A 334-nucleotide genomic window follows, 5' to 3' on the forward strand; every position below is an offset into this window, starting at 1 on the left:
TGGATAATTTTTACGGTCGAACCCAGTCCCGGTTCTGAACCGATGCGATAAACTTTTCCGGCAACGGCTTCCAGCACGGGTGCCAGTCGTTCAAAGGCAATATCGCTACCGGAGGCCATGACAGTCATTTCACCGTTAGCGGCTTTTACCGCACCACCAGAAACCGGCGCATCCAGCATTTCCAGACCGAATCCAGCCAGAGCGGTAGCAATTTCTTGCGCATCAGCACTGGCGATAGTGGAAGAAACCATTACTGCCGTACCGGGTTTCAGATGTTGTGCAACGCCTTTTTCACCAAACAGCACCTGTTTAACCTGGGTCGCATTGACCACCA

1 protein-coding gene is annotated in these 334 nt (G+C 52.4%); it reads right to left on the reverse strand.

Annotated features, from left to right (window positions below; all coding sequences use genetic code 11):
* A partial coding sequence (locus LZP73_RS19575) for an NAD(P)-binding domain-containing protein (RefSeq protein WP_234236587.1) occupies positions 1–334 on the reverse strand: 334 nt, incomplete at both ends.

This window comes from Shewanella sp. AS16, from assembly GCF_021412365.1.
Lineage (GTDB): Bacteria > Pseudomonadota > Gammaproteobacteria > Enterobacterales > Shewanellaceae > Shewanella > Shewanella salipaludis.